The sequence below is a fragment of the Streptomyces beijiangensis genome (genome assembly GCF_017315755.1).
Lineage (GTDB): Bacteria > Actinomycetota > Actinomycetes > Streptomycetales > Streptomycetaceae > Streptomyces > Streptomyces beijiangensis.
In genome coordinates this window covers 1-25,567 of sequence record NZ_JAFLRJ010000027.1, presented here as the reverse complement: position 1 = coordinate 25,567, position 25,567 = coordinate 1, and the positions used below count along the sequence as shown (strand labels likewise).

Here is a 25,567-nt window from a genome sequence, read left to right as displayed (position 1 = left end):
CTCAGAGGACGTAGCTCGGAAGACGTAGCTCAGAGGAGTGCGTCGGCCGGTCGGCGGACGGAGCGCGGGCTTCCATAACGGATCACCCGCAGTGGCGCGAACCGCGGGTCGCGGGTGCGCCGGAGGATCTCCGTGCGGCGGCCGTTGTACTGGGACATGGCCCACCACACGGGGTGGTCCGCCCGGAACCACTCGGCCACCCCCTCACGGTTGCCCCCGAAGATGCGCTCCCTGAGCAGGGTCCGCCGGAGCGACCGCCGCAGCACCCGGGCCAGGACGACGTGGCGCGAATAGTCCAGCCACACCACGGTGTCGGCGTGCTCCCAGAGCAGGTCCCGTACGCGGGGATGGCCGATGGAGTCGAAGACCCAGCCGTCCGGGCCGCGGACGATCCCCGTGACCTGCTCCACGAGGTCGGGATTCTCCTGCCAGTCCGGGCCGATGAAGTGCAGCGCGTCCATCTCGTGGAAGGGCAGGCCGAGCCGGCGGGCGATCCCACGCGCCATCGTGGACTTGCCCGCACCGGTGCTGCCGACGACGAGGATGCGTTGCACCGGGGCAGGATACGCAGTCGCCCGGGAGCGCGGCGGGCCCCGGCGGAAGTGAATCCGCCGGGGCCCGCCGCTCAGGTGCGTACGACCAGTGACCGGTCCTAGTCCGTGCCGGACTCCATCGCGGCGCGGTCCAGCATCGTCTCCTCGGCCGTGGCCTCGCCGCGCGAGGCGATCGCCTCGGCGCCGCCCTGGTCCATGGCGCCGATCAGGCCGGTCGAGGCCGCCTGCGCGGCGCCGATCGGAGTCGGGTGGTTGCCGCTGCCGCCGCCGACCAGGCCGAGAGCCGCGTACTGCTCAAGGCGTGCACGCGAGTCGGCGATGTCCAGGTTCCGCATGGTGAGCTGGCCGATGCGGTCCACCGGGCCGAACGCCGAGTCCTCGGTGCGCTCCATGGAGAGCTTGTCCGGGTGGTAGCTGAACGCCGGGCCCTTGGTGTCGAGGATCGAGTAGTCCTCGCCGCGCCGCAGCCGTACGGTCACCTCGCCGGTGACGGCCGCGCCGACCCAGCGCTGCAGGGACTCGCGGATCATCAGCGCCTGCGGGTCCAGCCAGCGGCCCTCGTACATGAGGCGGCCGAGCCTGCGGCCCTCGTTGTGGTACGCGGCGAGGGTGTCCTCGTTGTGGATCGCGTTGACGAGGCGTTCGTAGGCGATGTGCAGGAGCGACATGCCGGGCGCCTCGTAGATACCGCGGCTCTTGGCCTCGATGATCCGGTTCTCGATCTGGTCGGACATGCCCAGGCCGTGCCGGCCGCCGATCGCGTTGACCTCCATGACGAGGTCGACCGGGGACGAGAACTCCTTGCCGTTGACCGTGACCGGGCGGCCCTGGTCGAAGCCGATCGTCACGTCCTCGGTGTCGATCTCCACCGAGGGGTCCCAGAACTTGACGCCCATGATCGGGTCGACCGTCTCGACACCGGTGTCGAGGTGCTCCAGGGTCTTGGCCTCGTGCGTGGCGCCCCAGATGTTGGCGTCCGTGGAGTACGCCTTCTCGGTCGAGTCCCGGTACGGCAGCTCGTGCGCGACGAGCCACTCCGACATCTCCTTGCGGCCGCCGAGCTCCGTGACGAAGTCCGCGTCCAGCCAGGGCTTGTAGATCCGCAGGTGCGGGTTGGCGAGCAGCCCGTACCGGTAGAACCGCTCGATGTCGTTGCCCTTGAACGTGGAGCCGTCGCCCCAGATCTGGACGCCGTCCTCACGCATGGCGCGCACCAGGAGCGTGCCGGTCACGGCGCGCCCCAGCGGGGTGGTGTTGAAGTACGGACGCCCGCCCGACCTGATGTGGAAGGCACCGCACGCGAGGGCGGCAAGGCCTTCCTCGACCAGCGCGGCGCGGCAGTCGACGAGGCGCGCGATCTCGGCGCCGTACGCGGAGGCACGGCCGGGCACGGACTCGATGTCCGGCTCGTCGTACTGGCCGATGTCGGCGGTGTACGTGCACGGGACGGCGCCCTTGTCACGCATCCAGGCGACGGCGACAGAGGTGTCGAGGCCGCCGGAGAAGGCGATGCCGACGCGCTCGCCGGCGGGGAGGGAGGTGAGGACCTTGGACATGGCAATATTATGCAAGACTCCACATGATTATGCAACTCGGGGTGGGCGACGAAAAGGCCGCCTCCGTATGGGGAAGCGGCCCTCGGTGCCGAGTGGTGCGGGACGCCCGTGTGGTTCCACGGCGGCCTCGCTTCCGGCGATCTGCCGGGAAGGTCAGTCGCGCCAGGGCGTGTAGTTCGGGTTGTCGACGCACTTGGCGAGGATCTCGGTCTTGGTGGGCTTGTCGATCGGGCACGCCTTGACGATGAAGGTACGGGCCACCCCGCCGGGGAAGGCGACCTCCACCTGGTCCGCCCAGCGGTGGGTGAAACCGATCGTCTCGTTGACGTCGATGCCGCCGGGGGCGTCGATGTAGTAGTTGTACGCCGACCTCCACTGCTTGTAGAGGTCGTGGTCGTACGAGGTGGAGACGAACGGCGAGGGCTGGTTCCTGTCGACGTAGGCGGCCAGGTCGTACTGCCCGTGCACCACGTCCTTGGGCCGGAAGCCCTGATCGAAGACGACCTCGGGGGCGCGGCCGTCGGCGCGGTAGAGCGGCGCGCAGTTGACGCGGTACGAGGGCTCGGGGCTGAGCGCGCCGAGGTCGACACGGCTGTCGGCGGCGGCGTAGAGCGGCTGCGGCGCCGGACACTCCGACGAAGCCGAAGGAGCCCCGGCCGCCGCACCTGTCGTGGTCGTGGCCGTGGCCGTGGTCGATGCGGTGGCGAGCAGGGCGCCGATGGTCAGTGCGGCGGCCGTGAACCGGAGCCTGATGCGAGACGTGATCATGCGGCTCACGATCAAGGATCCGGGCGCCCAGGAACGGCACCGTCACTCGATCGGCGGCGTGTCCGGGCCGGGGCTCGGACGCATCAGACGGCTCGGACGCATCAGACGACCGTGATCGCGTCCAGCTTCGACCGCAGGTACACATGGCTGTCCACCGGCTCGTGCGCCACCCGGCCCGTCGGCGCCGGGACCGGGGCGACCGTCGTGCGCGGGTCGCACTCGTAGAAGTAGACGAGGGACATCAGCTCCTCCGCCGGTACGTCCGCCGGCGGGGGCAGCACCCGGTGGCGGCCCGAGCGCCAGCGGTCGCCCGTCCAGCGGGCCATCAGATCGCCGATGTTGATCGTGAACGCGTCCGGGTCGTACGGGGCGTCCTCCCAGCCCCCCTCGTCCGTGAAGACCTGCAGGCCGCCCTTGCCCGCCTGCCGGTCCAGGACCGTCACCGTCCCGAAGTCCGTGTGCGGGCCGATACGGAACTGACCCGGCTCCGGGGTGCCGGTCACCTCCGTGCCCGGGTACCAGTTGATGTTGAAACCCCAGGTGGGGTGGGCCGTGTGGCGTGTGAAGAAGTCGGGTTCCTGGCCCAGGGCCACGCCCAGGAGCTCCAGGAGCTGGTCCGAGAGCGCGCGCATCCGGGTCAGGTACGCATCGACCAGGGGCTTCAGCGCCGGGGACTCCGTCGGCCAGGTGTTCGGGGCGAACCACTCCGCGTCGATCTCCGCGTCACCCGTCTCCTCCTCCGCCGCGAAGGAGATCGACTCCTTCAGGTCGGGCGGCGTCGGGGTGCCCTCCGAGTAGCCGTTGGCCTCCGCGCCAGGGCCCAGCCAGCCCCGGCCGCCGACCTGGACCGCGTACGGCTGCTTCGTGGCGGGCGGGAGGCGGAAGAACTCGCGGGCGGTTTCGCGGATCAGGGTACGCAGGGACGGGTCGACCCCGTGCCCTGTCACCAGGAGGAAGCCGGCCGTCTGGAGCGCCCTGTCGACGGTCGCGGCGATCTCCGCGCGGGCGGTCTCGTCGCCGGAGAGCCAGGGCTTCAGGTCGATCGTGGGGATACGGGGTTCTGTGTGGGCCATGCCTCTCACTCTCCTGGCGGGGAAACACCGGGGCAACGTGCGGAAAGTACTCTCCGGGCAGCCGGAAGCCGGACGAACTGTCGGGAGGCCCCGAATGCCTGCGCTCACCCTCCGCGAGATTCTGTCCCTCGACGCGGTGCGCGACGCCTCGCCGATGCTGCTCGCCGGGGCCGACGCGCTGGACCGGCCCGTCCGGTGGGTGCACTCCAGTGAGGTGTACGAAGGCGCGAACTTCCTCGACGGGGGCGAGCTCCTGTTCACCAACGGCTTCGGACTCGCCGACGTGGGCGAGGAGTTCCGGCGGCGGTACGTGCGCGAACTCGCGGCCCGGGGTGCGGTCGGGCTCGTCGTCGAGGTGGGGCGGGCGCTCGCCGTCATGCCGGGCGAAGTCGTCGACGAGGCGGGGAAAGTGGGGCTTCCGCTCGTGGCGCTGCGGCGCGTCGTTCCCTTCGTACGGATCACCGAGGCCGCCAACCGGGCCATCGTCGCGCAAGGGCTGACGGGTCCTGCCGTACGGCCCTGGGGCGGCGACCATGGAGCGGGGCTGCTCGCCGATCTGGCGGACGGGCGGGCACTCAACCAGCCCGAGGTTTCCGCGCGTTCGGCGCTGGCCGGGTTCCGTCCTGGGGCCGGTGCGCGACTGGTCGGGGTGTCCGCGCAGGGCGTCGACGCGGGGCTCGGGGGCGCGGTGCGGCGGCTCGGCGTGCATGCGGCGATGTGTGCCGCCTTTCCCGGGGACACGCTGGCGCTCGTCGCCGTCCCCGGCGGGCGGCGCGATCCGGTGCGGGCCGTGCAGGAGGCACTGGGAGACTGCGGGGCGGGTGTGGTCGCCGCCGTCGGGCCTGCCGTGGCGGGGGACGCCGGGTGGCTGCGGTGGAGCGATACGCTGCGGGCCGCGCGGGTCGCGCTGGAGCTGGCGCTGACGGTCGCTCCTGCCGAACAGGGCGTCGTACAGGGGGCATTGATCACGTCGTCGCGCGCCCTCGCGCTGGAGCGGGAGCTCACCAGGGGCGGCATCGAGGCCAACCGCGACCGGCTCGCGCATCTGGCGCAGGACACGCTGGGCGCGCTGCTGGCGTGGGAGGCGGCGCACGGGTCGGATCTCGTACGGACGCTGGAGGTGCACCTGCGGAACGGGTGCAGCCCCACGCGGACCGCCGCCCTGCTGCACATCGGGCGGCAGTCGCTCTACCAGCGCCTTGAGCGCATCGAGTCGCTGCTCGGTCTTGAGGTCGCGGACCCTGAGTTGCTGGGTGAGCTGCTCGCCGCGGCCTGCGCGCAGCGCATCGTGCAGGGGGTGGGGGCGGCACGGGTGCGGGCCGTGCGGTCCGTGGCCTAGGCGCGGCGTCGTAGCAGCGTCGTCGTCCCCACGTACACGAGCGCGCTCACCACGAAGCCCACCGCGCATGTGATGTCACCCAGCGACGGCCACTGCTCGGCCGCCCAGCCGACGTACTTCTCCTGGTTCGAGAAGAGCGGGACCGAGATGGCCACGCCCGCCAACAGGGCTGCCACACCAGGCCAGTTGGCGGCATTGCGGTCGACGATACGGAGCGCCAGCTCCTCGTCCGGCGTCGTGCGCGCCGACAGCCACCGCTCCAGGAGTACGACACCGAGCCACGGCCCCACCCAGTACGCGATGACCAGCAGGAACGCCTCGTACGCATGGCCCGCGTCCGACAGCGACGCCCAGGCTGCCGCCGTACCTGCCACGCCAGACACCACCACCAGCGTGGAGCGGCCCAGCCAGCGCGGGAGGTTCAGGCCGAGGGACGTCAGGGACATCGACGAGGAGTAGATGTTGAGCGCGTTCGCCGAGATGCCGCCCAGGATGATCGCGAGCAGCGTCAGGTTGCCGAGCCAGTCCGGGAGATGGCCGGTGAAGGCGGCCGTCGGGGTCGCGTCCTTGGGGGCGACGATCGTCGCCGAGGCCGCGCCGATCAGGGCGACGACCGAGATCGAGACGAAGAGGCCGAGCGCCGGGTAGAGGCCTGTCTTGAGGCGCGATGCGGACTTCGGGAGATAGCGCGTGTAGTCCGAGGCATAGGTGTTCCAGCCCGCCGCGTAACCGAAGGCGGTGCTCGTCGCCAGGAGGAAACCGCCGAGGGAGCCGCCGCCGGACGCGGGGGCGGACAGGTGCGCGTGGTCGAAGGTCCAGAAGCCGGCCAGGACGAAGACGGCGGCGAGCAGCGGGAGCGCGTACCGCTCGAAGACATGGACGAAGTTGTGGCCGATGAAGCCGATCGCGATCTCCGCGACCACCACGACGAGGAGGCTCGGGAGGGGGCGCAGGCCGGTGAGGGTGTTGAGGGCGAAGGCGGCGCTGACGCTGTTGACCGCGAACCAGCCGACGCCCGCCACCAGCGCGTTCACTCCGGCGGGGAGCACGTTGCCGCGGTGGCCGAAGGAGAGGCGGCCCACCACCATCTGCGGGACGCCGAAGCGCGGGCCGTCCGTGGAGAGGATGCCCTGGGTGAGCGAGCCGACCGCCGTGCCGAGGACGATCGCGGCCGCGGCCTGCCAGAAGCTGAGGCCGAAGAAGAGGACCGAGATGACGCCGATGTAGACGGTCGCGAACTCGATGTTGGGCGAGGCCCAGGTCCACAGCAGCTGGCGCGGATGCCCGTGCCGCTCGGTGAGCGGGATGGGATCGGAGCCCGCCGTCTCCACGGCGATGACCTTGTCGCCGTAGTCGGTGGCGGTGGTGGGCGCCGGAGCGCTGGTGGGAAGGGTCGTCATGCCCCGTAAGTGTCCGGCTGTGCCGCGGCGGGGGACAGGGGCGCAGTGTCCGCTTCCGGGGGCACGAGGGCGTACAGGGTGTACGCCGTCGTGCCCTGTCCCGCCCTCCGTCAGCTCTGGTCGCCGTCCTCACGGCGCTTGAGCTCGTCCTCGCGGCGGCGCAGGTCCGCCTCCCAGTCCTTGAGGAGCGCCTCGTCCTTTTTGTTGTCGGACTTGAGGGACTGCAGGAACTCGGGGTCGTCGTCGGGGGCGGTCATGGTGTGACGCTGATTGCGGTGCCACTCGGACGGGGTCGACCCGCCGGCCGGGGCGCGGCGGTTGCGGCCCGCGACGAGCCAGGCGATCGGGCCGATCAGGACCTCGCCGAAGAGCAGGATGATGATGACCCAGATCACCTTGGGGAGGCCGCGGACCTCCTCCTCCGGGGTGTTCAGACAGTCGATGAACGCGTAGATCCAGAGCGCGAGGACCAGCAGAAACGGGATGTACCTGAGCATGGTCGAGCGATCCCCCCGGGGATGGTGGCGGGACGCGTGAGCGCCCCGGTGACGCGGCCAGGGTAGCGGTCCCCGCCTTCTCGGGGGCTCCGCCCCCGGACCCCCGCTCCTCAATCGCCGGAGGGGCTCGGAAAACAAGCCCGTCCGGCGATTGAGGACACGCGGCCGAAGGTCGCGTACGCCGGGGATGACAGACTGGACACCATGGCTTACGACGATCTCCGCTCGCTGCTCCGCGCCCTGGAACGCGAGGGCGACCTCAAGCGCATCAAGGCCGAAGTCGACCCGCACCTGGAGGTCGGGGAGATCGTCGACCGGGTGAACAAGGCCGGCGGCCCCGCCCTCCTCTTCGAGAACGTCAAGGGCGCCTCGATGCCGCTCGCGATGAACGTCTTCGGGACGGACCGGCGCCTCCTGAAGGCGCTCGGCCTCAAGTCGTACGAAGAGATCAGCGACAAGATCGGTGGCCTGCTCCGGCCCGAGCTCCCCCAGGGTTTCGTCGGGGTCCGCGAGGCCTTCGGCAAGCTCGGCACGATGGTGCACGTACCGCCGAAGAAGGTGAAGTCGGAGAACGCCCCCGTCCAGGAGGTCGTCCTCACCGGTGACGACGTCGACCTCGACAAGCTCCCGGCCCTCTTCACCTGGCCCGAGGACGGCGGCTCCTTCTTCAACCTCGGCCTCACGCACACCAAGCACCCCGAGACCGGCATCCGCAACCTCGGCCTCTACCGCCTCCAGCGCCACGACAAGCGCACCATCGGCATGCACTGGCAGATCCACAAGGACAGCCGCAACCACTACGCGGTGGCCGCCAAGCGCGGCGAGCGGCTGCCCGTCGCGATCGCCTTCGGGGCGCCGCCCGCCGTGACGTACGCCTCCACCGCGCCGCTCCCCGAGGAGATCGACGAGTACCTGTTCGCCGGCTTCGTGCAGGGCAAGCGGATCGAGATGGTCGACTGCAAGACGGTCCCGCTCCAGGTCCCGGCCAACGCCGAAGTCGTCATCGAGGGCTGGCTGGAGCCGGGCGAGACGCTCCCCGAGGGTCCCTTCGGCGACCACACCGGCTTCTACACGCCGCAGGAGCCGTTCCCCGCGCTCACCATCGACTGCATCACGATGCGCAAGCGCCCGCTGATCCAGTCGATCGTCGTCGGCCGGCCGCCCACCGAGGACGGACCTCTCGGCCGCGCCACCGAGCGGTTCTTCCTCCCCCTCCTCAAGATCATCGTCCCGGACATCGTGGACTACCACCTCCCCGAGTCGGGCGGTTTCCACAACTGCGCGATCGTCTCGATCGAGAAGAAGTACCCCAAGCACGCGCAGAAGGTGATGCACGCGATCTGGGGCGCGCACATGATGTCCCTGACGAAACTGATCGTGATCGTGGACGCCGACTGCGACGTCCACAATCTCCACGAGGTCTCCTGGCGGGCCCTCGGCAATACGGACTACTCGCGCGACCTCACGGTCGTCGAGGGTCCGGTCGACCATCTCGACCATGCGTCCTACCAGCAGTTCTGGGGCGGCAAGGCGGGAATCGACGCGACGAAGAAGTGGCCCGAGGAGGGCTACACGCGGGACGGCGGCTGGCCGAACATGGTCGAGTCCGACCCGCGGACGGCGGCGAAGGTCGACCGCCGTTGGAAGGAGTACGGACTCTCGTGAGCAGCGCCGCAGCAGCAGTGCCGCAGCCCGGACGGACCAAGGCGTTCATGCGGCTCGTGATGATCGAGCACTCGGTCTTCGCGCTGCCCTTCGCCTACACCGCGGCCCTCACCGCGATGTTCCTGATGGACGGCAACATCCACTGGGGCCGGCTCCTCCTGGTCACGATCGCCATGGTGGGCCTGCGCACCTTCGCGATGGCGTGCAACCGGATCATCGACCGCGAGATCGACGCCCGTAATCCGCGGACGGCGAACCGCGAGATGGTCACCGGTGCCGTCTCGGTACGGTCCGCGTGGACCGGCGCCGGCGTCGCACTGGTGGTCTTCCTGGGCGCGGCAGCCGCGCTCAACCCGCTCTGTCTGGCACTCGCGCCCATCGCGGTCATCCCGATGGTCGTCTACCCCTACGGAAAGCGGTTCACGAACTTCCCGCAGGCGATCCTCGGCATCGCCCAGGCCATGGGCCCCATCGGCGCCTGGCTCGCGATCACCGGCAGCTGGTCGTGGGACGCGGTTCTCCTCGGCCTCGCCGTCGGCATCTGGATCGGCGGCTTCGACCTGATCTACGCCTGCCAGGACGTGGAGGCGGACCGCGGCGAAGGCGTGAAGTCGGTGCCGGCCCGCTTCGGCATCCCGGCCGCCATCTACGGCGCCCGTACCTGCCACGCGATCACCATGGCCCTGCTCGTCTGGTACGCCCTGGCCACCGACGGCGGATTCTTCCTCTGGCTGGGCCTGCTGATCGTCGCAGCCGCCTTCCTCTACGAGCACCAGATCGTCAAGCCCCATGACCTCTCCCGCCTCAACCGGGCGTTCTTCCAGGTCAACGGCTTCATCGGGATCGCGCTCTTCGTCTGCGCCCTGCTCGACCTGCTGGTGCGCGGGCTGACGGTCTGACGGTCTGACGGTCTGACACTGTTTCCGACGCCGTTACGGACATGAAGCGGGGCCCGCACCGAAAGGTGCGGGCCCCGCTTCGTCGTCTGTCTGCTGCTTACGCCTTTTCCTGGCCCGCGACCAGGAACATCATCGCGCTCATCAGGTCCTGCGGCTTCAGCTCCACCGAACCGGACGGGGCCGTGACCGGGTCGGCCTTGCCGTCGATCGTGATCGAGAGCGGGAGCTTGCCCGTGGACTTCGTGTCGAACTGGGCGACGTCCAGGGAGATGCCCGAGAGCATGCCGTCCTTGACCGCGAGGTCGATCGCGATGTCCTTGTCCGGTACGTCGGACGGCTTGAAGTCCTTGAAGGCGTCCTTGAACTGCGGGAACGGCTTCAGCGCGTCCACCAGGTCCTGGGCCGCCTTGCGCCCGGCCACGGTGACCGTCACATGGTCGACGCCGTCCTTGCCCGGGGCGTCCTTGAACTTCGCGTTCTCGCCGAGCGCCTTCTTGACGGCCTCGATCGCCTTCTTCTGCTGAGCGGGGTCGAGCGCCGAGCCCGTGTCGGGCAGTCCGGCCTCCTTGTCGAGGCCGCTCTGCTTGATGAACGCGGCGAAGGTCTTCGGGTCGAGCCCGATCCACTTGCCCTTGAGGGCGTTCTTCACGGCGGACATCGAGGCCGGCAGCTGGTCGGCCTGCTTGAGCATGGTGTCGAGCTCCTTGGAGTCGGAGCCCTTGCTGCTCGTGTCCAGGGCGCTGACCGCCTTGAGGTCCGCGCGCAGATACACCATCTGACCGACCGAACGGACCTCGATCAGGTCCGCCGAGCCGTTGCTCAGCGCGAAGCTGACGGAGCCCTTCCCCAGGTTCTTGGTGTCCTTGAGCTGTGTGTCGGACGCGGCGCTGAACTTGACCTTGAGGCCCGCCAGCATCGTGGCGTCCGCGCGCTCGAAGTCGTCCTCGTTCTTCATGGCGGCGTAGATGTCGTCGGCGCTGCCGGCGAAGCCCAGCTCGGCGCTGAACGACTTCTGCTCGCTCAGCTTGTCGAAGGCGTTCTGCACCTTCATGCCCGCGCTGATGTTCTCAGCGGTGCCGCAGGCGGCGGACAGAGAGGTGATCAGGGCTATGCAACCGGCGGCGGCAAGGCCCCTGCGCTTCGTGTTGATGTCTGGCTCCTCGTCAGGCGGAATGGAGATACAGATGCAGATGAAAAGTATCTGTGAAGGTTCAACCCGTGAAATGGTTAAAAGCGGTGCGGCGAGGTGCTGTTGGTCACTGCCGCGCGGGTGGTCGGGCGCCGGAAGACGAATGCCGCCGACACGCCCCCGACGAGCCCGAAGAGATGCGCCTGCCAGCTGATGCCGGCGTCGGTGGGCAGTACGCCCCACAGGATCGAGCCGTACACCGCGGCCACGACCACACCCACCACCACGTCCACCGGGGAGCGGTTCACGAAGCCGCGCACGAGGAGATACCCGAAGAGGCCGAAGACGACCCCGGACGCGCCCAGCGTGATGGAGTTCGCGGGGGATATGAGCCAGACGCCGAGGCCGCTGACGAGGATCACGGTCAGCACGACGGAGGCGAAGCGCCGGATGCCGGAGAGCGCCGATACGAAACCGAGGATCAGCAGCGGCACCGTATTCCCCGCGAGATGGCCGAAGCTGCCGTGCAGGAACGGCGCCGACAGGATGTCAGGCAGCTCGTCGGCCCTGCGCGGGGTGATGCCGCCCGCGTCCAGCGCGTGTCCCGTCGACACGTCGATCACTTCGAGCAGCCAGAGCAGCGCCACCCAGCCCGCCATCAACAGGGCGGCGGCCTTGGCCCGGCCGTCCCACCGCTTCTCCCACCCGTTGTTCCCCATCACAGGCCCCCCTTGTTCCTTAGAACGTGCGGCACACCGTGGTCGGTTCCCGGGGACAGGCGCCGGATAGGCTCGGACCCATGAACGACGGTAAGCGCATCCCCTGGGTCGTCGGGGTCTCCGGGGCGTCCGGGACCCCGTATGCGGCGGCCGTCGTACGCGGGTTGATCGATGCGGGCGAGACGGTGGACCTGGTGGTCAGCCGGGCCTCGCGGCTGACGCTGCTCGACGAGACCGGGATCGCTTTTCGGGACGCGCACTGGCAGGACGATCTGGCCCAGTGGCTGGCCAGGGGCGCGGACGGCAAGCCGGGCACCTTCGACGTGGACATCTCGGGTGTACGGCACTGGGCCGCCGGCGACCTCGCCGCAGGCCCGTCGTCCGGTTCGTACCCCGTCAGGGGAATGCTGATCGTGCCCGCGTCGACGGCCTCGGTGGCCGGGGTCGCGCTCGGGCTGTCGAAGGACCTGCTGCAGCGGGCCGCGAGCGTGACGCTCAAGGAGCGGCGGAAGCTGGTCGTCGTCGTGCGCGAGACACCGCTCAGCGGCCAGACGCTCAAGCACATGGTGGCGCTGGACGAGGCGGGCGCCGTGGTGCTGCCCGCCTCACCCGCCTTCTACGCGGGAGCGACGCACATCCAGGACCTGGTGGACTTCGTCGCCGGGCGCGTACTGGACGCGGCGGGGGTGGAGCACCAGCTGTACCGCCGCTGGGAGGGCGAGCTCGGCGGGGGCTCCCGCAGGAGCTGACATAGCGGGCTCCGGTTAAGTTACTCAGGCGCTTTACGGGTGGACAAAGGAAGGCTTCAGGCACATGGACGCGGTGGACAGGCAGCTCATCCAGGCCCTCAGAGAGAACGGCAGGGCCTCCTACGCGGAGCTCGGCCGGCTCGTCGGGCTCTCCGGCCCCAGTGTCACCGACCGCATCAACCGCCTTGAGTCGGCAGGTGTCATCACCGGCTACCGCGCCACCGTCGACGCCAAGTCGCTGGGGCTCGGGGTGACGGCACTGATCGGGATCTCGCTCTCGGACGCGGCCGACCACGAGGACGTCGCGCGGCGGCTGAAGGACCTGGCCGAGATCGAGGACTGCTGGTTCATCGCGGGCGACGACTCGTTCATGCTCAAGGTCCGCGCCAGTGACGTGGACGGCCTGGAGAAGACGATCCGCCGGCTGAGCGGGACACGGGGCGTCTCGCGGACCCGTACGACCATCGTGCTCTCCACGAAGTGGGAGAACCGGGTCGGGGAGCTGCCCGAAGAAAGCTGACGCGGAGCGTCAAAGGGGGCCCCGCTCGCCCGAAAGGTGGGGGAGTACCGTGGGCGGAGCCTGAAATACGTGGAGAAATGGGAGGCGGCCGACGATGGACGCGGGACTCAAGCGCGAGCTGGAGCAGAAGGTCCGGGACGGCGAGCGGCTGTCCCGCGAGGACGGCATCGCACTCTACGAGTCCGATGACCTGGCCTGGCTCGGCGGCCTCGCGCACGAGGTGCGGACGCGCAAGAACGGCGACGTCGTCCACTTCAACGTCAACCGCCACCTCAACATGACCAACGTGTGCACCGCGTCCTGCGCGTACTGCTCGTTCCAGCGCAAGCCGGGCGAGAAGGACGCGTACACGATGCGCATCGAGGAGGCCGTCCGCCTCGCGAAGGCGATGGAGGGCGAGAACCTCACCGAGCTGCACATCGTCAACGGCCTGCACCCCACGCTGCCCTGGCGCTACTACCCGCGCTCGCTCAGTGCCCTGAAGGAAGCCCTCCCGCAGGTCGCCCTGAAGGCGTTCACGGCCACCGAGATCCACCACTTCGAGACCATCTCGGGGATGTCCGCCTCCGAGATCCTCGACGAGCTGATCGAGGCAGGTCTCGAATCGCTCACCGGCGGCGGCGCCGAGATCTTCGACTGGGAGGTCCGGCAGCACATCGTCGACCACGCCACCCACTGGGAGGACTGGTCGCGCATCCACCGCCTCGCGCACGCGAAGGGTCTCAAGACCCCGTGCACGATGCTGTACGGACACATCGAGGAGCCCCGCCACCGGGTGGACCACGTACTGCGGCTGCGTGAGCTGCAGGACGAGACCGGCGGTTTCCAGGTCTTCATCCCGCTGCGCTACCAGCACGACTTCGAGGACATGAAGGACGGCAAGATCCGCAACAGGCTCCAGGCGCGGACGACGATGGCGAGCGGTGTCGACGCGCTGAAGACCTTCGCGGTCTCGCGTCTCCTCTTCGACAACGTCCCGCACGTGAAGGTCTTCTGGCCGATGCACGGCGTCCAGACGTCGCAGCTCGCGCTCCAGCACGGCGCGGACGACATGGACGGCTCGGTCGTCGAGTACAAGATCACGCACGACGCGGACAACTACGGCACGCCCAACAAGCTCAGCCGTGAGGACCTTCTGGAGCTGATCCGTGACGCGGGCTTCCGCCCGGTGGAGCGGAACACCCACTACGAGATCGTCCGCGAATTCGAGGGCCCGGACGCGGCCCGCCGCGAGACCCCGCAGCTCATGCGGTTCTGACCGAAGCGAACGCGCCGACCGCGGCGAAGCGAACGCCCGAGAAGCCCCAGTGCCTGCCGTGCACTGGGGCTTCTCGCGTGTCGAGACGGGGTTGATATCCAGGCAGAGTAATAGTTAATCTTTATCTATGACCCTTACTTTTGAGGTGGACCCGTCCATCGACCCCGAGCTGCGGGACGGCGTCCTCGCGCTCTGGGCCGATGTCTCCAACGCAGGCGGCGCCGTCGGTTTCGTCCCGCCCGTGACCCCCGAGGCGATACGCCCGGAGCTGCTCAAGCACTTCGCCGCCATGGCCGACGGCCGCACCAGGCTGCTGGTCGGGCGCGACGCGGACGGGACCGTGGCGGCCACTGCCTTCCTCGCGTACAACAGCCACCGCCTGATGACCCACTGGCTCTGGCTCTACACGGTGATGGTCCACCCCTCCCACCAGGGCAAGGGGTACGGCCGCGACCTGATGGCGGCCGCCGCCGACGCGGCCCGCACCTCCGAGGGGATCGAGGCCATCCGCCTCACCTGCCGGGGCGGCACGGGCGCCGACAGTTTCTACGCCGCCTGCGGTTACAAGGAGTACGGACGGGTGCCCGACGCCATCCGCGTGGCCCCCGGTGACGACCGCGACGACATCACGATGCTGCTGCCCCTCTGAACTGATCAATAGTGGGGCATGCTTCACTGGTCGGGCAGGTTCCGAAGCGGTACGAAGAGAGAGGCCTCAGCCGTGTCCGTAGCCAAGCCCGGCGCCACGATCCAGTACACGATGGCGCGCGTGGGCATCTTCATGGGCTGCCTCGTCCTCGTCGCTGTCCTCGTCCACTTCGGCATCGTCCCCAAGGGCCTCGGCGGCTCCGACTTCGTCTGGACGATCCTGCTCGCGCTCGTCATCTCCGCGCCGCTCAGCTTCGTACTGCTGCGCAGGCAGCGTGACCAGATGTCCCAGCAGCTCGTCTCCCGAGTCGACCGTGCCAAGGCCAAGCTCGAGGCCAACCGGTCCCAGGAAGACGGCATCACGCAGTAAGCGCGCCGTAAGGTTCGTCACACACGCCGAAGTCCCGCCCAGGGGCTTCGGCGTTTCTGTGTCTCAGACCCCAAGACAAGCTTTGAGCTTCTCAAAGTGCAAGTGTTAACGTGTTCGACATGAAGACTGCAGCTGCGCACACGTATGCCATGAGCCCCGCGCTCGTGGCGCGCCTGCATGTCGATCTCTGCCGCTGCATGTCCGCGGTCTGTTGCCGCCGCGTCTGAACCCGGCCCGGTCTTTTCCCTCCCGCCGTCCCCACCGGAGTACTTACGTGTCGTCCGTGACGTCAACTTCCCGCGTCCGAGTACCCAAGGTCCCGTTCTGGGCCCAGATCCTCATCGGTCTGGTCCTCGGCGTGCTCCTCGGCTGGCTCGCCCGCAGCCAGGACATCAGCTGGCTGCACACCACCCTCGGCCAGATCGGCGACATCTTCGTCCAGCTGCTGAAGCTGGCCGTCGCCCCGCTGGTCTTCTTCGCCATCCTGGTGTCGATCACCAACCTGCGTAAGGTCAACAACGCTGCCAGGCTGGCCACCCGTACGCTGCTCTGGTTCATGATCACGTCGCTGATCGCGGTCGCCATCGGCCTCGCGATCGGCCTGATCACCAACCCGGGCGCCGGCACAGGACTCACCCCCAAGGACGGCAAGCTCCCCGAGCACGCCGGCTCCTGGATCGACTTCCTCACCGGCATCATCCCGACCGACATCATCACGCCGTTCACCGAACTGAACGTGCTGCAGATCGTCTTCATGGCCGCGGTCGCCGGTATCGCCGCTCTCCAGCTCGGCGAGAAGGCCAAGCCGATCCTCACCCTCTCGGAGTCGATCCTCGAACTCCTGCAGAAGGCGCTGTGGTGGGTCATCCGCCTCGCCCCGCTCGGCACGCTCGGCCTCATCGGCTTCGCCATCGCGGACTACGGCTGGGACCTCATCGGCAAGTACGCGACCTTCACGGCCGACGTCTACGTCGGTTGCGCCCTGGTGATGTTCGGCGTCTACCCGCTGCTGCTCGCCACGGTCGCCAAGGTCAACCCGCTGCAGTTCTACAAGGGCGCCTGGCCCGCGATCCAGCTCGCCTTCGTCTCCCGCTCCTCGGTCGGCACGATGCCGGTCACCCAGAAGGTCACCGAGCGCCTCGGCGTCCCGAAGGAGTACGCCTCCTTCGCCGTCCCGTTCGGCGCCACGACCAAGATGGACGGCTGCGCCGCGATCTACCCGGCGCTGGCCGCGATCTTCATCGCGCAGATCTTCGACGTGCAGCTCTCCATCGGCGACTACATCCTGATCGCCTTCGTCTCGGTGATCGGCTCGGCCGCCACGGCCGGTCTGACCGGCGCGACGGTCATGCTCACCCTGACCCTCTCGACGCTGGGTCTGCCCCTTGAGGGTGTGGGTCTGCTGATGGCGATCGACCCGGTCCTGGACATGATGCGTACGGCCACGAACGTCGCCGGACAAGTTGTATCACCGTTGATTGTGGCTGCTCGGGAGAACATCTTGGACCGAGACATGTTCAACTCGGTGCGGGTCTCGCCGGTTGACGATGAGTACGACGTGCGTGAGGCGGAGCAGAAGGTATCCGTTCCGGTCGCTGCGTAAGCGGCACGCGTATGAGCGCCGCCCGCGTCCCCGGTCAGCTGGGGGTACGGGCGGCGTCGTTCGTCCGGCGGCAGATGGGCCTGATCCCGCAGGTGGTTGGTCGGTGGCCGTGCACGCGAAAGCGGGCTCTGGCCCACTTCGTGTGGTGGCGTACGCAGCGTGACTGCCGATCTTCTCGTGATGGTGGCTGCGGTAGCCCGAAAAAGGGAGGCGGACACGCTCGCGGCCTGGCGCTAGGTCAGGAAGCGGCCTTGGTCGCGACCCGGGTGCGCAGCGATTCGCGCACCGATGGCCATTCGTCGGCAAGGAGGCTGTAGTACAGCGAGTCGCGACGCGTGCCGTCCTGGCGCAACATGTGGCTGCGCAGCGTTCCTTCATAAGCCAGTCCCAGGCGGGTCAGGGCCTGTTGGGACCGCACGTTGAGGTTGTCAGTGCGCAACGCGATCCGGGCAAGGCCCAGATCGTCGAAGGCGTGCCCAAACAGTAGGAGCTTGGACTCGGCGTTAAAGGGGCCGCCCCAACAGGATCGGTCGAACCAGGTGGCACCGACTTCAGCTCGGCCCTCGGGGAGGTCCAGCTCATACAGACTGGTTGACCCGACCACCGCCCCGTCTGCCAAACGCTGGACTGTGAAACACCGTCGGGCCCCATCCGCCAGCATCTGACTGATCATCGCCCTCATCTCATCCGAGGTGCCAGGGCGAGGTCGAGGCATCCAACGCCAGACCTCGGGATCCGATGCCGACGGGAACAGCACCTCCGCATGGTCCGCGGACAACGGGATGAGGCGGACAACGCGGCCCGAGAGAGAGTCCTTGCTCATCACCGCACCGTAGTCCCATGATCGCCACCGCAAAAGCCTCGGTGGAGACATGCCGCCTCCATCACGCACTGCGACTCCACCACAAGAAGTGGACCAGAGCGGCTACTCACCTGCGTAGCCAGGTCAGAACGGGAGTTCTGGCGAGCTCGCTCCACGCGTGATGGTCAAGATCCGCTCGTCGAAGTCGCGAGTGGAGGCCTCGCGGGGGAAGCGGGCGCGGAGTTCCTTGTCCAACTCGTTGGCGACCAAGAGCAGGGACGGCAGAGACTTCCGATCGGCTGCGAGGGCTGCTGTGCCCATGCCTACGGCCTCTTCGATCTCACCGGTGCGGGCGGCGGCGACTCCGAGTGTGAGCCGCGCTTCTGCGGCACGCATGGGGGAGATCTCGGTTCCGTCGGGGCCGGTACTCATCCGGATGACCGATCGGGCGTGGCCGGCGGCGCGCTCGTCGTCTCCGAGGAGCCGGTACGCGTCCATCTCGTAGAAGTCCCACTTGTCCGGGTCGATGGTGAAGTGATGTTCGGGGTGATCCGGGCGGGGCAGCCGGTCCAGCCGTGCGCGCCCGGCGTCCAAGGAGTCGCGGACCATGCGGGCGTCTCCCATCCGGGCGGCGGCGCGTGCCTTGTGGGCATACAACTGCACGCCGACTGAGAGTGCGTCTGGTCGGCGACGTGCCCGGCCTCCACAGCGTTGAGCATGTCTTGCCATCGGCACTGGGTGAGGGAGAACCATGCCTCGATCTCCCACGCCCAAGCCTTGATCTCACCGTGCCCGGCATCTTCGCCGATCCTGAGCGCGGCGGCTTTGCTGAGGTTAGCGGCCTCCCGTTGGCCACGGTCGTACTGGACACATGCGTTCAGGAGGAACAACCACCCGGCGTCAACGAGTAGTTCTCGGTGCTGGCGCAGCGTCATCCGGCTTTCAAGCTGTTTGGTGACGAACTGCAAGCCGTTCCGGGTGCGCTGGTGCAGGTAGTCGGCATCGGCGTACGGGTAGGCGCGGGCCAACTGGTCGATGCCCTGCTCGATCGACTCCAGAGCGGCGCTGTTGATGTTGGACATATCCGTCCGCCGCAGTAGCTCGGACCTGGTCGTTGCCGGGCAACGCGTCGGCTCCGACCTCGGGCCCGGAGTCACCGCCCTGCGCGCCCAACTCGGCGGCCGGGTCTGCCACCGGGTCAACGACCCCGGCACAGCGGAAATGGCGCTCGGTGACCTCAACAAAGACGCCGTAGCCGTGGCCCAGTCGATCGCTGCTGAGGAACAGGGCGTGGCGGTCTGCACAGGGTCGGACGGCGGTTGGAGCCGCGCGCGATCCCATCTGACAACGACCGCCGAAGCCATGGCCATGTCCCGGAAGTACTCGGCCATGACCCCCGAACTCCCCGTCATAGACCGCGTACTCGCGGCACTGGAAGGAGACGACAAATGATCAACGAAGGTACAGCGTCCGGCCTCGCGGTGATCTTCGGAATCATCACCGTCCTCCTCGTCCGCTCCCGCGAGGTACGGCCCTGGGAAGCGGTCTGCGTCGGGCTCTTCGGGGTCTACCTCGGACAGACGCCCGTGATCTTCACCATCCACGGCCTTGTCACCTGGGTCATCAGCGGCTTCTCCCACACCTGAACTGGAAGGACAGACATGCCCATGAGTCGCGTGAGGTGCACCCACTGCAAGGGCGAAGGAGCCCGGAGGACCTGGACCGGAATGCGCCACCGCTGCCGCGTCTGCCGGGGTACCGGCACCATCCGCTGACCTGAGATCGACACGACCGGCCACACAAGCAAAGGAGCACAAGCCATGGACGACAGCGCGCCACCACCCACCCAGCGTGCCGCTTCGGCGGCCCACCGCGGAAGGTCCCCGCCATCACACCCAACTCCGCTCCGGCTGACAGGCGCGCCGCCCTCGACCGCGCGACGCGCCTGCGTCAGCTCTCCGAAGCAGATCGCGACGCGATCCGACTTGCCCAAGACCCCCAATTCTCCCGCTGGTTGGAGCAGATCGCAGCCACCGGTGGATGCGCACACCCGGTGCACCTGTCCGGCTCATCCACCACGCGAGACGCGGCCACGGGCGAGATCCTGCGCCACTATGCATGCGGTCGTCCGCCTCGATGGCCCGGCCGGACCGGACGACGAACCCCCGGCATGGGGCACCGCGGAATTGATGGCCGACGCCGTGCGTGCGTCCGCGTCTCGGGTCGTGGTCCGGACGGCTTACAGCCCCGCGGTCGGTGAACTCGCCCTCCGCTGGGGTGTTCAGGTCGACGCCCGTCCTCTGCGGGGTGACGGCCTTGGCCCGGATGACGAAGCTGTAGCCGCGTACGTCGCGAAGTGCGTGACCAAGGGAGCGAGCGAGACCGGCGCCGGCACCGACCACAGGCTCACCACCTCGGACGACATCGACGCCGCTCCGGTCACGGACCACGTGCGCACGCTCATGCGGACCTGCTGGAACCTCGGCGGACTGCCCGAGTACGCGCCCCTGCACCTGCGGGCTTGGGCTCACACCCTTGGATACCGGGGCCACATCCTCACCAAGTCCCGCGCCTACTCGACGACATACGCGGCCCTGCGTGCCGACCGAGCGGAGCATCTTGGGCACGGTGAACAGGGCGCCAACGATCCGAGTTTGATCACCGAGGTGCAGTGGCGCTACGTCGGCTCCGGCCACGCTCCTGGGGCCGCCGCAATCGCCGCTGGTATCGCGGACGACCTGCACGCCAACCGTGAGGTTGCCCGTGAAGCCCTGCTCCGCGAGCGAGAGGGGGGAAGCCCTTGAATGACGGGCCTCCCCCTCAAGTCCCGGAGTGGATCGCTGAGATCCTTGATCGGTGGCATCCTCCGGCTGACTACGAACAACGGCTGGCGGCCGTGGTGGACAGCTGCCTCGTTGGTCGCACTAGTCGGTCTCGTTTGGATCATCGAGGGGGCCGGAAGGCGTGTGGTGGGTAGGGTCGCCTCATGCGGGTTCGATTGATCGGTGCCAATCCGTTCCTCACGCTTTATTGCGGCGAACAAGCTGTCGCGTACGCCTCGGTCTGGCGGGTGGACTGGTCGGAGCGAGGCACTGGCCATGCCCTCGTGTACGGCGATGCTGAGCGGGTCCGGGTGGTCGGTCCCGATCCGGAACTCAGCCAGTGGCTGGCGACTTCGTTCAACCGCCACTTCGCCGACGTGACGGCGGGCTTGCCCTGGCACGAACCGGAGCTGACCACGGCGCCGGTGGAATGGGACCTCGACCTCGCCTCCGGAATGCGTGCGGCGGCCGGTGGCATCGAGGTCGAGGTGACGGATCCCTTCGACCGCCAACTGACTCGGAACGAGGCGTACGACCTCGGCGGTGAGCCACATGTGCTTTCGACAGTGTGGATGCCGTGCCGCACCGGAGCGATCACGGTCGACGGGAAACGCATCGAGGGCATGCCGCTGATCACCCAGGATCCGCTCTACTCCTCGGCTGCGATAGCCGAGGCAGAAGTCTGGTGCCGGCCCGCCGAGGCCCCCTCCAGCCCGACTCATGCGCGGGCATCCGCCCCTGATCCGCCTGATGATCCAAACGAAACTGCCTAGTTCTCCGCCGTCTGACTCTCGTCCCCGAGCGGCGTGACCTTGATGGAATCGATCTCCGGGGGCTTCCTTCGCCCTCGACCGACACTGAATACCGCGACCTCTTTGATCACGCTCGCGACGATGGCTCGGCGACGCTCAAGGTTCTCTGCGTCCTTGTCCAGCCAGACCGTGAGCGCGTCGGCTGTCGTGCGCGAGCGTCGGACGGCCTGAGCCGCCTCCCGCGCACCGAGAGCGGTCAACTCCGCCCGTAGATGCTTCAGGGAGTCGAAGTAGTCCTCGTCCTCCATCTGGCCGTTCTTCCAGCGGCCTTGCAGCCCTCGGATGCGCTCCTCCAGCACGGAGATGGCTCCGGTCAGATCCTCGGTGGGGGCTGCCTGCGCCTGCGGCTGGCGCCTCCGTATGGCGGCCTCGATTACCTCGTCCAACCGCTCCTCTATCCATGTGTATGAGCGGCTGACCTTCCCGCATCCAAGCTGGCCATCCTTGCCTACCTGCCCGGAGTGGCAGAGCGTCCGGCGGAAGGTTCGGCCTTGTACGGTCGCCCACTGCACGCGCATCTTCGATTGGCAGTTGCCGCACTTCAGGAAGCCCGAATAGACGTGCTTCCGCTTGCCGGATCCTTGGGCGGCAGGTGTGGCCCGCTCGTCCAGGACGGTCTGGATGTTCTCCCACTCCACGCGGTTCAGCGGGTGGGGGTAGACGCTGTCTCCGATGTCCTGGCCCTTGTAGGTGACGATGCCGCCGACACGCTCGGACCGGTACACGCGCTTGACCTTCTGGATGGTCCAAGCGGTCGCCCCTGGTGTCTGTGCCCCCGCCCCGGTCCAGAGGCGCGCCACATCGCCCGGGGTCTTCTCGCCTCCCATGAGCATTTCGTATCCGCGCCGGATCAGCTCGACTTCGCCAGGAACAACCCGCTGGAAGTTCGAGCCTGGCTCGAATCCGAAGACGCGGGGGCCGCCTGCGTGCGGCTTGCCCTTCTCCCGGCGCTGGAGCAAGGAACTGTTGATCCGCTCTGACATGCGCTCGGTCTCCTGCTGGGCCACCGCGCCCTTGATCGTCAGGATCATCCGGCCATTGGCTGAGGAAGTGTCCTCGCCCTCCGTGGTGGCGAAGGCGAAGCCGTGTTCCTTCTGTTCTTCCAGGAAGTTGGTCAGCTCGGTGATGCGTCGCGTCAGACGGTCGATGGAGTAGACGACGATGCCGTCGATCAGGTCATCGCGTGCGTCACGCATCATCTCCGTGTACGCCGGGCGCTTGCGCTTGCTCGTTGTCGATGCTGATACGTCGTTCTCTGGGTAGACCCTGTAGACGCCCCACCCGAGCCGTTCGCAGAGTTCGCGGCATGCCTTCTCCTGGCGCTGGATGCCGAGTTCCTGCCCCTTGCGGTCCTTGCTGATGCGGACGTAGATCGCCACGCGCTTCGGCTTGGCCACGCTGGCCCCCTCTGTCGGTGTCACCGCAGTGCCAACGTATATACAGACAGTAGGGTTACGAACGTCGTGGGCCAGTCGCTGGTCCCGGTGATCGTCTCGGCCCGCGAGAAGATCCTCGACCTCGACGCGTACAACTCCGCCTCGTCGTCGCCGATCGACTCCATCGGCTCGGCCGAGCCGGTCGAGGACAAGACGCCGGTCGCGGTCGCCGCGTAACCGCAACGCCAGATCAGTACAGGAGTGCCCCCGGCCGTCTCGGCCGGGGGCACTCCTGCGTTTGCGGGCGAAGAGCTGACCCGGTGCGGGGGCGCGCTCTAGGATCACCGCATGGCTGTCATGTCGCGCCCTCTGTCGCGCCGCTGTTGTTGTCGCTGACGCCTGCACTTTTCGCGTTCCGGTAATTCCGTTGAGCCTTTCCTGCTGAGGAGTCCTGCGATGATCCCTGCCCGTCGTGCTGTCCTGAAGCTGCTCGCAGCCGCCCCCGTCGCCGCCCAACTCGGCTACGCGGCACCTTCGTTCGCCGCCACTGCGGCTCCCGGCATCGCGGCCCCCGGCATTGTGAAGCCACTGCCGCCCGAGCTGTTCACCGTCCGCGGCACCAACGCCGAGACCAACTTCGCCGCCCTCCGCTCCACCGGTCTGCACACCCCTGTGGACCGCTTCTTCGTCCGCAACCACACCTCGACCCCGGTGCTGGACGAGAAGACCTGGGGCCTCACCGTCTGGGGCAGCGGTCTGCGCGGTGCACCCGTCCGCTTCACCTACGACCAGCTGCGCAGACTCCCCTCCGTCACCCGCACCGCCGCCGTCGAATGCGCGGGCAACGGCCGCAGCTTCTACACCTCCCAGCAGGGCGACACCGTCACCGGTACGGCATGGACGCTGGGCGCCGTCGGTGTGGCCCACTGGCGCGGGGTGCGGCTCTCGGACGTGCTCCGCCGGGCCGGGATAAGCCGGGACGCGGTGGATGTGATGCCGCGCGGTCTCGACGACGAGTACGTCACCGGGGGCGTGAACCTGGGCCATGTGCGCCGGCCGCTGCCCGTCAGGAAGGCGCTGGACGACGTGATCCTCGCGTACGAGATGAACGGCGAGCCCCTCCCGTACGACCACGGCTTCCCGGTGCGCGTCATCGTGCCCTCCTGGATCGGGATCGCCTCCGTGAAGTGGGTCGGCGACATCGAGGTGAGCGCCGAGCCGCTGTACTCGCCGTGGAACACCGACTTCTACCGGCTCTTCGGGTCCGGCTATCCGGCGGAGGGCAGCGCTCCGCTGACCCGGCAGACCATCAAGTCCGCCTTCGAGCTGGCGCAGGGGGCCGTACTGACGGCGGGCGAGACGCATGAGCTGACGGGGCGGTCGTGGTCGGGGAAGGCTCCGGTGCGGCGGGTCGAGGTCAGTACGGACGGGGGTGCGCGGTGGCGGCGCGTGCAGCTGCGGGACGCGCCGCGGCGGGACAGCTGGGTGCGGTGGTCGGTGCCGTGGCGGCCCCGCGAGGCGGGTTCGGTGCAGCTGCTCGCACGGGCGACGGACGCGGCGGGCAACACCCAGCCGGAGCGGGCCGTGCCCAACACCCAGGGATATCTCTTCGATGCGGTGGTGAGGCACCCGGTGACGGTCCGTACCCTTACCGGGGGGTAAGCGGGCGGAAGGGGCTGTCACGTGAGCACTGCCAAGGGCAAGCGGATGCCGCGGGCCGTACGGGAGCAGCAGATGATGGACGCTGCCGTACGGACCTTTGGGCAGCTCGGGTACCGGGCCGCGTCGATGGACGAGATCGCCGAGCTGGCGGGGGTCTCCAAGCCGCTGGTGTATCTGTACCTGAACTCCAAGGAAGAGCTCTTCACCGCGTGCATCCGGCGCGAGGCGGCGGCGTTGGTGGCGGCGGTGCAGGCGGGGGTCGAGTCCGGGGCGACGGCGGACCGGCAGCTGTGGTCGGGGCTCGGTGCCTTCTTCGAGCACACGGCGTCGAACCCGGACGGGTGGGCGGTGCTGCACCGGCAGGCCCGTACGCACGGGGAGCCGTTCGCCGGTGAGGTCGCGGTGATGCGGGACGAGATCGTGGAGTTCGTGACGGGGCTGATCGGGGCGGCTGCGCGGGAGGCGCACGGGGGCCCTTCGGACCGGGATGCCGAGCTGCTCGATCGCGATGTGGCGGGGCTTGCGCAGGCGCTGGTGGGCGCGGCGGAGTCGCTGGCGGGCTGGGCGAACGACACGGAAGGCGTCTCCGCGAAGGAGGCCGCCGCGACGCTGATGAACTTCGCGTGGGCGGGGCTCGGGAACCTTATGCGTGGGGTGCGGTGGGTGCCGTCTGCCCGGTGAGGTGGATGCGGGTGCCGCCGCTGTCGCTGTTGTTGCCGCTGAGGAGTTGGAAAGTTGTGCCTTCGGTGGCGAAGGCGACCGTGCTGGGGAGTAGCGCGGGGGATGTGAACTCGGCGCGTACGTAGGTGGGTTGGGTCTCCAGTTCGGCCAGGCAGCGGGCGAAGGTCCACATGCCGTGGGCTATCGCGCGCGGGAAGCCGAAGAGGCGGGCCGTGAGCGGGTGGAGATGGATGGGGTTGCGGTCGCCGGAGGCGGCGGCGTAACGGCGGCCGAGGCCGGCGGGGAGCTCCCAGGTGGTGGTTGCGGTTGCGGTTGTGCTTGCGGTTGTGCTTGCGGTTGCGGTTGCGGTTGCGGGGAGGGACTCCGGGAGTGCGGCCTGGTCCCGCTGTCCGGTGGTGGTGTGCCGGGCGAGGTATTTGCTGCGGGACTCCCAGACCAGGTCGCCTGTGCGGCGGGCCTCGGTGACCATGGTGACTTCTGTGCCGCGGCGGTGGGGGCTCAACTCGGCTGCGTAGACGGTGAGTTCGAGTTCGTCGGTGGGGTGCAGGGGCTGGTGGGCGGTGATCTCTATGCGGGTGTGTACGAGGCCGAGGAGAGGGAGCGGGAAGCCGGGGCCTGCCATGAGCTGCATGGCGAGCGGGAAGGCGAGGACGTGGGGGTAGGGG

The 25,567-nt window shown here is 68.5% G+C and carries 27 protein-coding genes and 2 pseudogenes; 17 read left to right on the top strand and 12 right to left on the bottom strand.

Annotation, left to right across the window (positions count from 1 at the left end; genetic code table 11):
• Window positions 1–29: 29 nt before the first annotated feature.
• From J0695_RS03615 to J0695_RS03600, 4 genes are all read right to left on the bottom strand, one after another.
• Window positions 30–554: an AAA family ATPase gene (locus J0695_RS03615; protein ID WP_206960089.1), complete on the bottom strand. Its 525-nt coding sequence runs from the start codon at window positions 552–554 to the stop codon at window positions 30–32.
• 98 nt (window positions 555–652) lie between these two features.
• Entirely contained in the window at window positions 653–2,110 is a 1,458-nt protein-coding gene (gene argG, locus J0695_RS03610; RefSeq protein ID WP_206960088.1) for an argininosuccinate synthase, read from the bottom strand.
• Window positions 2,111–2,263: 153 nt separating this feature from the next.
• A complete protein-coding gene (locus J0695_RS03605; RefSeq protein ID WP_206960086.1) occupies window positions 2,264–2,878 on the bottom strand; it encodes an ADP-ribosyltransferase in 615 nt (204 codons plus the stop codon).
• A gap of 101 nt (window positions 2,879–2,979) precedes the next feature.
• Window positions 2,980–3,951, bottom strand: a complete 972-nt coding sequence (locus J0695_RS03600) for an isopenicillin N synthase family dioxygenase (RefSeq protein ID WP_206960085.1) — start codon at window positions 3,949–3,951, stop codon at window positions 2,980–2,982.
• Between the two features lie 94 nt (window positions 3,952–4,045).
• Here J0695_RS03600 and J0695_RS03595 point away from each other — a divergent pair, with 94 nt between their 5' ends.
• Window positions 4,046–5,290, top strand: coding sequence for a PucR family transcriptional regulator (locus J0695_RS03595; protein ID WP_206960084.1), 1,245 nt, complete (start codon window positions 4,046–4,048; stop codon window positions 5,288–5,290).
• Here J0695_RS03595 and J0695_RS03590 read toward each other — a convergent pair.
• Together J0695_RS03590 and J0695_RS03585 are read right to left on the bottom strand one after the other, a co-directional pair.
• A complete protein-coding gene (locus J0695_RS03590; protein ID WP_206960083.1) occupies window positions 5,287–6,690 on the bottom strand; it encodes a purine-cytosine permease family protein in 1,404 nt (467 codons plus the stop codon). The two genes, J0695_RS03595 and J0695_RS03590, sit on opposite strands and share 4 nt — an antisense overlap.
• A gap of 110 nt (window positions 6,691–6,800) precedes the next feature.
• On the bottom strand, window positions 6,801–7,187 hold the full coding sequence (locus J0695_RS03585) for a PLD nuclease N-terminal domain-containing protein (RefSeq protein ID WP_206960081.1): 387 nt from the start codon (window positions 7,185–7,187) through the stop codon (window positions 6,801–6,803).
• Between the two features lie 204 nt (window positions 7,188–7,391).
• Between J0695_RS03585 and J0695_RS03580 the strand changes: the two genes are divergently transcribed.
• The gene (locus tag J0695_RS03580) at window positions 7,392–8,852 is read left to right on the top strand and encodes a menaquinone biosynthesis decarboxylase (RefSeq protein ID WP_206960079.1); all 1,461 of its coding nucleotides are present in this window, start codon (window positions 7,392–7,394) and stop codon (window positions 8,850–8,852) included.
• Complete coding sequence (mqnP, locus tag J0695_RS03575) at window positions 8,849–9,751, top strand: menaquinone biosynthesis prenyltransferase MqnP (protein WP_206960076.1); 903 nt, start codon at window positions 8,849–8,851, stop codon at window positions 9,749–9,751. Before J0695_RS03580 ends, mqnP begins: the two co-directional genes overlap by 4 nt.
• A 97-nt stretch (window positions 9,752–9,848) precedes the next feature.
• Here the strand turns inward: mqnP and J0695_RS03570 are convergent, their stop codons facing one another.
• On the bottom strand, window positions 9,849–10,802 hold the full coding sequence (locus tag J0695_RS03570) for a hypothetical protein (RefSeq protein WP_206960075.1): 954 nt from the start codon (window positions 10,800–10,802) through the stop codon (window positions 9,849–9,851).
• A gap of 176 nt (window positions 10,803–10,978) precedes the next feature.
• Window positions 10,979–11,599: a rhomboid family intramembrane serine protease gene (locus J0695_RS03565; protein WP_206960073.1), complete on the bottom strand. Its 621-nt coding sequence runs from the start codon at window positions 11,597–11,599 to the stop codon at window positions 10,979–10,981.
• Window positions 11,600–11,679: 80 nt separating this feature from the next.
• On the opposite strand from J0695_RS03565, the gene J0695_RS03560 reads away from it, so the two are divergent.
• From J0695_RS03560 to J0695_RS03535, 6 genes are all read left to right on the top strand, one after another.
• Window positions 11,680–12,348 carry a UbiX family flavin prenyltransferase gene (locus J0695_RS03560; RefSeq protein WP_206960071.1) on the top strand — a complete coding sequence of 223 codons (669 nt, stop codon included), beginning with the start codon at window positions 11,680–11,682 and terminating at the stop codon, window positions 12,346–12,348.
• A 64-nt stretch (window positions 12,349–12,412) separates the two neighbouring features.
• Window positions 12,413–12,868, top strand: coding sequence for an Lrp/AsnC family transcriptional regulator (locus J0695_RS03555; RefSeq protein WP_206960069.1), 456 nt, complete (start codon window positions 12,413–12,415; stop codon window positions 12,866–12,868).
• A 94-nt stretch (window positions 12,869–12,962) separates the two neighbouring features.
• The gene (gene mqnE / locus J0695_RS03550; protein WP_206960067.1) at window positions 12,963–14,126 is read left to right on the top strand and encodes an aminofutalosine synthase MqnE; all 1,164 of its coding nucleotides are present in this window, start codon (window positions 12,963–12,965) and stop codon (window positions 14,124–14,126) included.
• Window positions 14,127–14,253: 127 nt separating this feature from the next.
• A complete protein-coding gene (locus tag J0695_RS03545) occupies window positions 14,254–14,775 on the top strand; it encodes a GNAT family N-acetyltransferase (protein WP_206960065.1) in 522 nt (173 codons plus the stop codon).
• A 72-nt stretch (window positions 14,776–14,847) separates the two neighbouring features.
• Window positions 14,848–15,144 carry a DUF4229 domain-containing protein gene (locus J0695_RS03540; RefSeq protein ID WP_307798394.1) on the top strand — a complete coding sequence of 99 codons (297 nt, stop codon included), beginning with the start codon at window positions 14,848–14,850 and terminating at the stop codon, window positions 15,142–15,144.
• A gap of 274 nt (window positions 15,145–15,418) precedes the next feature.
• Window positions 15,419–16,747 (top strand): dicarboxylate/amino acid:cation symporter, encoded by a 1,329-nt coding sequence (locus J0695_RS03535; protein ID WP_206960062.1) that lies wholly within the window; start codon window positions 15,419–15,421, stop codon window positions 16,745–16,747.
• Window positions 16,748–16,985: 238 nt separating this feature from the next.
• On the opposite strand, the gene J0695_RS03530 is transcribed toward J0695_RS03535, so the two are convergent.
• Both J0695_RS03530 and J0695_RS43645 read right to left on the bottom strand, forming a co-directional pair.
• Entirely contained in the window at window positions 16,986–17,570 is a 585-nt protein-coding gene (locus tag J0695_RS03530; RefSeq protein WP_206960061.1) for a GNAT family N-acetyltransferase, read from the bottom strand.
• Between the two features lie 123 nt (window positions 17,571–17,693).
• A complete protein-coding gene (locus J0695_RS43645) occupies window positions 17,694–18,212 on the bottom strand; it encodes a hypothetical protein (RefSeq protein ID WP_242552157.1) in 519 nt (172 codons plus the stop codon).
• A gap of 254 nt (window positions 18,213–18,466) precedes the next feature.
• Here J0695_RS43645 and J0695_RS43640 point away from each other — a divergent pair, with 254 nt between their 5' ends.
• The 5 genes and pseudogenes from J0695_RS43640 to J0695_RS03505 all read left to right on the top strand — a co-directional run bounded on the left by J0695_RS43640 (window position 18,467) and on the right by J0695_RS03505 (window position 21,144).
• Window positions 18,467–18,649 (top strand): hypothetical protein, encoded by a 183-nt coding sequence (locus J0695_RS43640; RefSeq protein WP_242552156.1) that lies wholly within the window; start codon window positions 18,467–18,469, stop codon window positions 18,647–18,649.
• A 7-nt stretch (window positions 18,650–18,656) separates the two neighbouring features.
• Window positions 18,657–19,001: pseudogene (locus tag J0695_RS03520) on the top strand (FtsK/SpoIIIE domain-containing protein); the annotation flags it as partial.
• Window positions 18,998–19,195 carry a hypothetical protein gene (locus J0695_RS03515; RefSeq protein ID WP_206960059.1) on the top strand — a complete coding sequence of 66 codons (198 nt, stop codon included), beginning with the start codon at window positions 18,998–19,000 and terminating at the stop codon, window positions 19,193–19,195. The pseudogene J0695_RS03520 and the gene J0695_RS03515, both read left to right, overlap by 4 nt.
• A gap of 468 nt (window positions 19,196–19,663) precedes the next feature.
• On the top strand, window positions 19,664–20,353 hold the full coding sequence (locus tag J0695_RS03510) for a replication initiator (RefSeq protein ID WP_307798390.1): 690 nt from the start codon (window positions 19,664–19,666) through the stop codon (window positions 20,351–20,353).
• A gap of 182 nt (window positions 20,354–20,535) precedes the next feature.
• Window positions 20,536–21,144, top strand: coding sequence for a hypothetical protein (locus J0695_RS03505; protein ID WP_206960057.1), 609 nt, complete (start codon window positions 20,536–20,538; stop codon window positions 21,142–21,144).
• On the opposite strand, the gene J0695_RS03500 is transcribed toward J0695_RS03505, so the two are convergent.
• Window positions 21,141–22,580: a recombinase family protein gene (locus J0695_RS03500; RefSeq protein ID WP_206960055.1), complete on the bottom strand. Its 1,440-nt coding sequence runs from the start codon at window positions 22,578–22,580 to the stop codon at window positions 21,141–21,143. The genes J0695_RS03505 and J0695_RS03500 overlap by 4 nt on opposite strands.
• 57 nt (window positions 22,581–22,637) lie before the next feature.
• Here J0695_RS03500 and J0695_RS03495 point away from each other — a divergent pair.
• The 3 genes and pseudogenes from J0695_RS03495 to J0695_RS03485 all read left to right on the top strand — a co-directional run.
• Window positions 22,638–22,796 (top strand): annotated as a pseudogene (locus tag J0695_RS03495) (dicarboxylate/amino acid:cation symporter); the annotation flags it as partial.
• Window positions 22,797–23,015: 219 nt separating this feature from the next.
• A complete protein-coding gene (locus J0695_RS03490; protein WP_206960054.1) occupies window positions 23,016–24,221 on the top strand; it encodes a sulfite oxidase in 1,206 nt (401 codons plus the stop codon).
• A gap of 45 nt (window positions 24,222–24,266) precedes the next feature.
• Window positions 24,267–24,902, top strand: coding sequence for a TetR/AcrR family transcriptional regulator (locus J0695_RS03485; RefSeq protein WP_206960118.1), 636 nt, complete (start codon window positions 24,267–24,269; stop codon window positions 24,900–24,902).
• Here the strand turns inward: J0695_RS03485 and J0695_RS03480 are convergent.
• Window positions 24,865–25,567: MaoC family dehydratase (locus J0695_RS03480; RefSeq protein WP_206960052.1), on the bottom strand; the 703-nt coding region annotated here is incomplete at its 5' end. The genes J0695_RS03485 and J0695_RS03480 overlap by 38 nt on opposite strands.

What these genes read in the sequence shown, in the direction of transcription:
- argG (WP_206960088.1), bottom strand. Translation starts at nt 2,110, where the DNA reads ATGTCCAAGGTCCTCACCTCCCTCCCCGCCGGCGAGCGCGTCGGCATC.
- J0695_RS03605 (WP_206960086.1), bottom strand. Translation starts at nt 2,878, where the DNA reads ATGATCACGTCTCGCATCAGGCTCCGGTTCACGGCCGCCGCACTGACC.
- J0695_RS03600 (WP_206960085.1), bottom strand. Translation starts at nt 3,951, where the DNA reads ATGGCCCACACAGAACCCCGTATCCCCACGATCGACCTGAAGCCCTGG.
- J0695_RS03595 (WP_206960084.1), top strand. Translation starts at nt 4,046, where the DNA reads ATGCCTGCGCTCACCCTCCGCGAGATTCTGTCCCTCGACGCGGTGCGC.
- J0695_RS03590 (WP_206960083.1), bottom strand. Translation starts at nt 6,690, where the DNA reads ATGACGACCCTTCCCACCAGCGCTCCGGCGCCCACCACCGCCACCGAC.
- J0695_RS03585 (WP_206960081.1), bottom strand. Translation starts at nt 7,187, where the DNA reads ATGCTCAGGTACATCCCGTTTCTGCTGGTCCTCGCGCTCTGGATCTAC.
- J0695_RS03580 (WP_206960079.1), top strand. Translation starts at nt 7,392, where the DNA reads ATGGCTTACGACGATCTCCGCTCGCTGCTCCGCGCCCTGGAACGCGAG.
- J0695_RS03570 (WP_206960075.1), bottom strand. Translation starts at nt 10,802, where the DNA reads ATGAAGGTGCAGAACGCCTTCGACAAGCTGAGCGAGCAGAAGTCGTTC.
- J0695_RS03565 (WP_206960073.1), bottom strand. Translation starts at nt 11,599, where the DNA reads ATGGGGAACAACGGGTGGGAGAAGCGGTGGGACGGCCGGGCCAAGGCC.
- J0695_RS03560 (WP_206960071.1), top strand. Translation starts at nt 11,680, where the DNA reads ATGAACGACGGTAAGCGCATCCCCTGGGTCGTCGGGGTCTCCGGGGCG.
- J0695_RS03555 (WP_206960069.1), top strand. Translation starts at nt 12,413, where the DNA reads ATGGACGCGGTGGACAGGCAGCTCATCCAGGCCCTCAGAGAGAACGGC.
- mqnE (WP_206960067.1), top strand. Translation starts at nt 12,963, where the DNA reads ATGGACGCGGGACTCAAGCGCGAGCTGGAGCAGAAGGTCCGGGACGGC.
- J0695_RS03545 (WP_206960065.1), top strand. Translation starts at nt 14,254, where the DNA reads ATGACCCTTACTTTTGAGGTGGACCCGTCCATCGACCCCGAGCTGCGG.
- J0695_RS03530 (WP_206960061.1), bottom strand. Translation starts at nt 17,570, where the DNA reads ATGAGCAAGGACTCTCTCTCGGGCCGCGTTGTCCGCCTCATCCCGTTG.
- J0695_RS03515 (WP_206960059.1), top strand. Translation starts at nt 18,998, where the DNA reads ATGATCAACGAAGGTACAGCGTCCGGCCTCGCGGTGATCTTCGGAATC.
- J0695_RS03510 (WP_307798390.1), top strand. Translation starts at nt 19,664, where the DNA reads ATGCATGCGGTCGTCCGCCTCGATGGCCCGGCCGGACCGGACGACGAA.
- J0695_RS03505 (WP_206960057.1), top strand. Translation starts at nt 20,536, where the DNA reads ATGCGGGTTCGATTGATCGGTGCCAATCCGTTCCTCACGCTTTATTGC.
- J0695_RS03490 (WP_206960054.1), top strand. Translation starts at nt 23,016, where the DNA reads ATGATCCCTGCCCGTCGTGCTGTCCTGAAGCTGCTCGCAGCCGCCCCC.
- J0695_RS03485 (WP_206960118.1), top strand. Translation starts at nt 24,267, where the DNA reads ATGCCGCGGGCCGTACGGGAGCAGCAGATGATGGACGCTGCCGTACGG.